The 7,735-nt window shown below is 69.4% G+C and carries 7 protein-coding genes; 5 read left to right on the plus strand and 2 right to left on the minus strand.

Features of this window, described 5'->3' with window-relative positions:
- The 5 genes from U9980_RS14710 to U9980_RS14730 form a co-directional block, all read left to right on the plus strand.
- A partial coding sequence (locus U9980_RS14710; RefSeq protein WP_322768432.1) for a SpoIIE family protein phosphatase occupies nt 1-2,164 on the plus strand: 2,164 nt, incomplete at its 5' end.
- Between the two features lie 110 nt (nt 2,165-2,274).
- Entirely contained in the window at nt 2,275-3,837 is a 1,563-nt protein-coding gene (locus U9980_RS14715; RefSeq protein WP_322768433.1) for an MFS transporter, read from the plus strand.
- Between the two features lie 62 nt (nt 3,838-3,899).
- A complete protein-coding gene (locus U9980_RS14720; protein ID WP_322768434.1) occupies nt 3,900-4,139 on the plus strand; it encodes a hypothetical protein in 240 nt (79 codons plus the stop codon).
- Between the two features lie 112 nt (nt 4,140-4,251).
- A complete protein-coding gene (locus U9980_RS14725; protein WP_322752569.1) occupies nt 4,252-4,905 on the plus strand; it encodes a zinc ribbon domain-containing protein in 654 nt (217 codons plus the stop codon).
- 16 nt (nt 4,906-4,921) lie between these two features.
- Nucleotides 4,922-6,361: a hypothetical protein gene (locus U9980_RS14730; RefSeq protein ID WP_322768435.1), complete on the plus strand. Its 1,440-nt coding sequence runs from the start codon at nt 4,922-4,924 to the stop codon at nt 6,359-6,361.
- Nucleotides 6,362-6,636: 275 nt separating this feature from the next.
- Here the strand turns inward: U9980_RS14730 and U9980_RS14735 are convergent, their stop codons facing one another.
- Complete coding sequence (locus U9980_RS14735) at nt 6,637-7,062, minus strand: hypothetical protein (RefSeq protein WP_322768436.1); 426 nt, start codon at nt 7,060-7,062, stop codon at nt 6,637-6,639.
- Nucleotides 7,063-7,445: 383 nt separating this feature from the next.
- Nucleotides 7,446-7,735 (minus strand): hypothetical protein (locus U9980_RS14740; protein WP_322768437.1); only part of this gene is annotated, 290 nt, incomplete at its 5' end.

A 7,735-nucleotide genomic window follows, 5' to 3' on the forward strand; every position in this document is an offset into this window, starting at 1 on the left:
TCCGGTGGCGACCCGTGACGTGGAGCGGCACCGACTCCCCAGCCCCGCCAGCCCGGACGCATGGGACAGGCTGACGCTTGCCGCACGGATGTCCGACCTGGCCCCGATCGGCCTGCTGGTCGTCGACCGCGACCTACGAGTCTGCTGGATGAACCAGGCGATTCTCGCCATCAACGGCCTGTCCCCGGGCGACGTCGGGACCAAGAGCATCGCCGAACTGCTCCCCGGGGTAGAGCCCGAGGCGTGGCTGGTGATCCGTCGGGTGCTGGCCACGGGCGAGCCGATCCTCGACGTCGACCTCGCCGGCACCACCCCGGCTACCGGGCCGGACCAGCGGGCCTGGCGCGTCTCCCACTACCCGATCCGCGATCGCGACGGGATCACCAAGGCGGTAGGTGTGGCGGTCGTCGACGTCACCGAGCAGCGCCACGCGGAGGCAGGTCGGGAGGCGGTGGAGCGGCGGTTGCGCCTGCTGAGCCGGGCCAGCGGGCTGGTCGGGGCGTCTCTGGACCTCTCAGCAATCCTGGAAGGGTTGATCGAACTCGTCGTCCCGGAATTCGCCGACGAATCCATCCTCCTGCTGACCGACGAACCTCTCGACACCGCCGCCAGACCGAACCGGCTGCCGCTGCGCCGCCTGGTGAACGCACGCGTGGCTGGCTTCCCTGAACCACCACCCGGTCTGCAGATCGGTGAGCGGATCGAGTTCGCCAGCCAGACCCCCCACTACCAGGTACTCGCCGTAGGTGAACCACAGCTGCACCAAATGGGCGAGCAGCTCGTGCGTAACCTCGACATCCCCGGTGCGGGTGAGTACTTCAGGCAGATAGGCCTGCGGTCCGTCATCCATGTGCCGTTGCTGGCCGGTGGCAATTTTCACGGGGTGGTCATCTTCGGGGTCGGATCCTCCGGCCGGTCCTACACCGAACACGACGTACAACTCGCGGCGGAGCTCGGCAGCCGGATCTCCAGCGCGATCGCCAACGCCCGCGCCTACGCCCACCAACACACGGCCGCACTCACCCTGCAACGCGGGCTGTTGCCCGGAAACCTGCCCGCGGTCGAGGGCCTGGAACTCGCCTGGCGCTACGAGCCGGGCACCGCCGCCACCGAGGTCGGCGGCGACTGGTTCGACGTCATCGGCCTGTCGGCCGGCCGGGTCGCCCTCGTCATCGGCGACGTCATGGGCCGGGGCCTGACCGCCGCCGCCGTGATGGGACAGGTCCGTGCCGCGGTCCGCGCCTTCGCCGCCCTCGACCTGCCCGCCGCGGACGTACTGACCCACCTCGACGACCTCGTCCGATCCATCGACGCCGGCCCCGACGGCGCGCTGGTCAGCTGCATCTACGCCATCTTCGAGCCCGCGACCGCCACCATCACCGTCGCCAACGCCGGCCACCTGCCCCCCGCCCTCGTCGACCCGCACGCAGACGTCCACCTCCTCGACGACGACAGCGGGATCATCCTCGGCGTCGCCAGTCAGCGGCTCACCGAAACCCGCTACCCGTTCCCGCCGGGCGCCACCCTCTCTCTTTACACCGACGGGCTCGTCGAATCCCCCACCACCGACATCGCACAAGGCACCCGCCGACTACAGGCCGCACTCGCTGATCCCGCCGGCCTGCACACCACCGCCGACCGCCTCTTCACTCTCATCGACCGGACCGGCGGCTACGACGACGACGCCGCCCTCCTGCTCGTCCACGCCACCACCCCCGCGACCGTCAGCACCCGCCGACTCCCCCCAGACCCCCGGGCAGCCAAGACCGCCCGCGACGCCGCGGTCGCCGCCCTCTACCAGTGGCACCTAGCCGAACACATCGACCTGGTGGAACTCCTCGTCAGCGAACTCGTCACCAATGCCATCCGCTACGCGCAGACCCCCAGCCACCTCACCCTGCGCCGCGGCCAGCACGCCCTCTACGTCGAGATCGCCGACAGCGACAGCCGCGTCCCCCGTCTCCTGAACCCCACTCCCGATGACGAAGGCGGCCGCGGCCTCCAACTCGTCGCCGAACTCGCCACCCACTGGGGCGCCCGCCCCACCCGCACCGGCAAAACCGTCTGGTTCCAGCTCGACACACCCGACACACCCGACACACCCGACACAGACCAGGCCAACTCACTGAAAGCGGGTAGCGAGGCTTTGCCACGGTGTCCGTGAGATCGGTTGCACGTGCCCATGCCTGGGACCGATGATCAGGATGGTGGCGCCGGCCAGCCCGGGGGGATGACTTGTGATCCAGGAGACCCCGTCGCGGCACCACACCCGCCATGACGGCTGATCCCGACGCGCCGGTCGCCGGGTCCGAGGCCAGCCGGCCGGGCATCTCGTCAGCCGGCTCACCACACCCGGACTCCCACCAGATCATCACTCCCGTCAGTTCGCTGCGCGCGCAGGGGTCCCCGGACGCCACTCCCGGCCTGGTGGTCCTGACGTGCCTGGTCGGGATGTTCTCGACCACCTTCACGGCCACCGTCCTCACCGTGTCGATCCGCACGGTCGCCACCGACCTTCACAGCACCGCCGGTGTGGTCGCCTGGGCGGTGACGGGTGGAATGCTGGCGCAGGCGGTCGCGATGCCGATCCTCGGGCGGGTAGGCGACATCCGCGGTCACCGCCGAATCTTTCTCGTCGGTATAGCCCTGGCCATTGTCTTCTCGGTCCTGTCGGCTCTGGCCTGGAACGCCCTCTCGTTGATCGCCTTTCGGACGGCGGCGCAGCTCACCGGCGCGGCGACGATCCCCTCATCGTTCGCGATCCTCTTCGAAGCCTTCCCGCCCGCCGAACGGATCCGTCCCTCGGCGTGGGCGTCCGGTGTGCTGGCGGGTGCCTCGGTCAGCGGGCTGGCCATCGGCGGCCTGGTCATCTCATCGATCGGCTGGCGTCCGTTGTTCGCGATCCAGGCCTGTCTGGCCCTGCTCGCGTTCGTGTCAGCAATCAGAGTCTTGCCGGCCGACCGGGGAAACGCCCACCTGTCGTTGGACCGGGCCGGCTCCTTCGTGCTTGCCATGACCGCGTTCGCGCTCACCTTCGGCGTCAACCGGGCGGCCGTCTGGGGCGCACGCCCGGTGGTCATCGGGCTGCTTGCGGCGGTCCCGGTGCTGGCGTGGATCCTGGTGCGCACAGAGCGGCGGGCCGCCGTGCCGGTGATTCCCCTGCAGCTGCTCGCCGAACGCGACATCCGTGCATCCGGAGTCGCCTCATTCATGATCGGCGCGGCGCATCTGGGCAACTTCCTCGTGACGCCGCTTCTTCTGGAGGGGGTCTTCGGGTTGTCCATCGCGGTGACGTCGCTCGTGACGATGGCCCGCACACTGTCCATCTCGCTGTCAGCGCCGTCCGCGAGTCGGCTGGGAAGCCGCTTTGGACCACGCCGGCTCGCCGTCGCAGGAGCCGCCGCCTATGTGGTCGCACTCGGTCTCCTGGCGGCGGGCACACAACTCGCCACCTTGTGGATGGTCATCGTCGGGTTGATGGCCAGCGGGCTGGCTTTCGGGCACGCGCAGCCGCCGCTGCTGGTCATCGCGGGCAGCGCGGCGCCGGCCGACAGCTTCGGGCTGTCGATCTCGTTGCAGCAGACCGCGATCCAGATCGGCGCCGTGACGGGCATGAGCCTGCTGTCGGCGATCGTCGCGGACTCCGTGCGTGCCGGGCCGTTCGTCGCCGCATACCTGCTCGGTGCGGCGCTCGCCGTCCTCGGCTGCATCGCAGCCCACCTCTGCTCCCCTACTCCCCTGCTCCCCACGCGCGAGGGCCGGACGCCCCAGGTGGAGCTCCACACCCTCAGCTCAGACGGTGACCTGGACGTTTACACGGGGCCGCTGGGGCGCTGAGAGCGCCCGGCAACAGGGGCGTGGAACGAAGGAGCGGGGCCGCAATCCATGCGGTGCGACGAGTGGAAGAACGACGTCAGGAGACGCCAGTTTTCGGGCGGAAAATGTATGTCAACCATCCACTCGTGCTGGACCGGCCACCCACCGGCCCCCACCCGCCGGCCCCACTCGCCGACCTGCACATCCACCACCGCGGCGCATCCGCCTCCCGCCTACTCACCAACATCCACGTCGAGGGTCTGGAGCCCCACACGCGTCAGAGCGCCCGGTCACGCTCTATGATGCGGGTTGTCCGCAGATAGCCGATGGTGTGACGAGCGTGGTTCTCGAGCTGCCGGAGGCCTGGTGGAATTGCAGAGTGCGGGAGGTCCGGGTGGGGCTGCGGGCCCTGGCCGTGAGGTGCGAGGGAGCGGCATGGCGAACCAGGTGCCTTTCACAAACAACTACCGGGACCTGTCGACACGCGAGGGTTACCAGTATGAGTTCTCCTGCCTGCGGTGCGGTAACGGGTACAAGTCCGCGTTCCGGCATTCCGTCACCGGCTTCGGTGGCCGGATCGCGACGATAGGTGGGCGGCTACTCGGCGGCAACATGGGTAACCGGATCGCCGACGCCGGCTGGAACGCCGAGTGGCTGCGTGACTCTACCGCCGGGTCGACCAACGACAGGATGCTGCGCGCTGCCGTCGAAGAGGTCTCCCCCAGCTTCCAGCAGTGCCACCGTTGCGGCCAGTGGGTCTGCAAGCAGGTCTGCTGGAACGGTACCCGCGGCCTGTGCGTGACCTGCGCACCCAAGGTCGACCAGGAGATCGCCGCCCGCCAGGCCTCGGCCCAGGTCCAGCAGATCGACGAACGAGTGCGGCAGGTCGACTGGACCGACGACCTCAACCTGCGCGACCGGGGCACCGGGCTCTGCTCCGGTTGCGGGCAGGAAAGCGGTGGCGGCAGGTTCTGCGCGCACTGTGGGACCGCCCTTGCCGCCGCGCGCCCCAGCAGGTTCTGCGTGAACTGCGGGTCCGGTCTCGGGCCGGGGGTCAGCTTCTGCGGCGAGTGCGGAACAACCGCGTAGCCGCCGGCCGCTACCGATGCGCTACCGACTGATGGGTCCCGACGAGGAACTCCTCGAAGACGGCGAGGCCACCGCGGTTGTGCGTGATCACACGCTCGTGGTCTCGCCGAGGGCAGGCCAGCCGTTGCAGGTCCGGTGCGCCGACATCCTCGGTGTCACCGACGTCGCTGCGGGAGCCCTGCTCCTGCAGTTGGCGGAGGGCTCGATGCTGCTGCTGGAGGGCTTGGGTCGGCTGCACGGTCAGGTGCTGGCAGACCTTGTCCAAGCCCGGGCCGAAGATCTCATTCGGACCCTGCTGCTGATGGGCGTCGGGCGACCGGAGCGGTTTGCCGGAGCGCTCGACGGCGTGGACGCTGCGCTGTACCTGTACGACGACGCCCTGATTGCGGTGCCTGACCTCGGCGATCCAGAACAGGTGCCGTACTCGTTCCTTGGTGAGATAGCCGCTGAGGGGTCGGGTTACCACCTCGAGATCGCCACCCTGGACGGACGCAGGCTGGTAATCGCGCGGCTCGGTCGGCGCACCGGCGAGTTCCGCGAGCTCCTGCGCGTCCGAGTCAGCGCGGCCCGGGCACGCAGCGGGCACCTGGTCTCGGCGCTCCTGCCCGGCCTGGGATCGCTGGCCGCCCGTCGGGTCGCCGGCTACCTGGCCGACGGGGTCGCTACCCCGCGCGCCCAACTCGACGGGGTCGACCCGACCACGTTCACCTCGCTCGTCGCTGTCTGCTCCACACCCCGGCAGGCGCGCTGCATCGACGTACTGGCCACGATCGGCACGCTCTGGTTCGGCCTGCATCAAAGCGTCTCCGTCGAGCGGGAAGGCTGGTCGACCGGCCGCGACGACGCCCACCCGATCGGGCCGAGGAACCACGCCGTACCGACCCCGGCGCCAGGCGGATTGGCCGGGGTCGCCCACGGAGGCCTGGTGGATGCGATGGGCTCGGCGATGAACGGGGGGCTTGACGCCGAACCGGACGTCGACGCTGTACTGGCCTATCGCCTGCTCGGCGGGTACGGGCGCGAGGGGGCCGGATTCGGCGGCCAGTCGCTGGGGCATGACCACCAACCGAGGCCACGCGCGCAGCCGAACCAGGGACGTGCCCGCGCGCCGTGGACTGATCTCGCAGCGCTCACCGTCAGCGGCGACGCCCCGACGGTCCTCGCTTTCACCTTCTGCGAAACCGCTCGCCACGTGCTGTTCGAGGTCCTCAGCGAGGATGGCCACGCTACCTACGTCTACCGGGCGTACCCCGGCTGCGTCCCCGCACTGAACCAGGCACTCGCGCTGCTCGGGTTCCGGGTCGCGGCGATCTACTCCGATACCGCGACCGCCGCCTCCCCCTACCGCCAGGCCGTCGAGCGCCTGCCATACCTGCGGGTACTGCGCGAGGCGTTCGTCGGGCGGATCATCCACACGGACGGGTGGGAGCAGCAGGTCCGAGCGTTCATCCGCTAAGAGTGCCCGGCAATAGGGGCGTGGATGACGGAGCGGGACTGGGGTGCGTGCCCCGGCTCCGCGACGCCGCGTCCCTATTGCCGGCCACTCTTTGGGAACGATGTGAATCTGGTGTTGTGGCAGGAGCATCAGATACACATCGTTAAGAGCGCCCGGCCCTGTGGGTGCGGGGCGCCACAATTCGGCTCTGGCATGGCCCGACGGGTGTCGGCCAGATCTACCTGGCCACCGCAGCGCGAGGAGACGCGTTGTCGGACCCGGCGACCCACCTACGATCAGAACGTGGCGGCAAGAGCAATCAGGCCGCTGCGCCGCACCAGCGCGATATCGATGATCTCCGGAATCATGTTCAACACGGCCATCGGTTCGCGCCCGCCGCGGCCGCCGTCGCCGGCGTCGCCCCACCATTGGTCGAGACGGTCCAACGCGACGGCCCGCTCGTCGGGTGCCAGCGTGCAGGCAGCCCGCCAGCCGTCCGCGCAGCGTGCCACCTCGGCCGCGGATGCCAGCGTGTTGCCCACCACGCCGGGCAGGGACCGCGCCCGGTCCGGGCCGAGCGCGTGCAACAACCCCGCGACCGGCGATCCCCTGCGTAACCCTGCCACCCGCGCCAAGGCGCTGTCGTCGCCAAGCGCACCGCCGATGTTCACGAAGACGCAGTCGCCGACCACCGCGATGTGGCCGAGCCTGTCCAGATTCATCGCCGGGCTGTCAGGCTGGTGTGCCTGTGCCGGTATGACGTCGTTGAAGGTCCCGACCCAGTCCCGGTAGCAGGTGTCTATCTCCGCGTCGGCGGCGAGCCGGCGGAGTTCGGCCCGGACGGAATGGAGGTAGGCCTCATCGGCGTCGGCCCGCAGGGCGCCCAGACACCAGTAGCCGGTGGAACTCAGGAGAGCCTCCTGCTTCGGCTGCCGACTCCGCCGCCAGACGGCGCGGCGTGGGTCGAGGCGTACCGCTTCTGGGCGACGGCAGGGTAGAGATAGGTGACCGCGAACGCGAAATCCTGACTACACGAGGCCGCCGCCGGCGACCAAGACTCAACCGTCTCCGTTTTCACCCGGGACGGCGACGGCGTGCGCCATTCCTAGAACGAATCCGCGGAGTTCAGGCTCTGGTATACGCTGACCTCGGGCGGCGCGGATACGCCAGCGGCCTGCATGAGCCCGGGGATCTCGGTCTGGTTCGCGAAGAAATTCTGGAACGCCTCCGCGCTTTCCCATTCGTCAACCGCCAGCACGTGGTCCTCGCCGGCCACAAACCGGTGGTGCAGGCAACCATGCGCCTTGCCGTCGCTGGATACCGCCGCGAATTCTGCCGCCCGTTCGCGGTGCGCTTCTCCGAACATCGTCGGATCCACAACAAACTTGACGATCA

This window comes from Protofrankia sp. Cr1 (assembly GCF_963555865.1).
Lineage (GTDB): Bacteria > Actinomycetota > Actinomycetes > Frankiales > Frankiaceae > Protofrankia.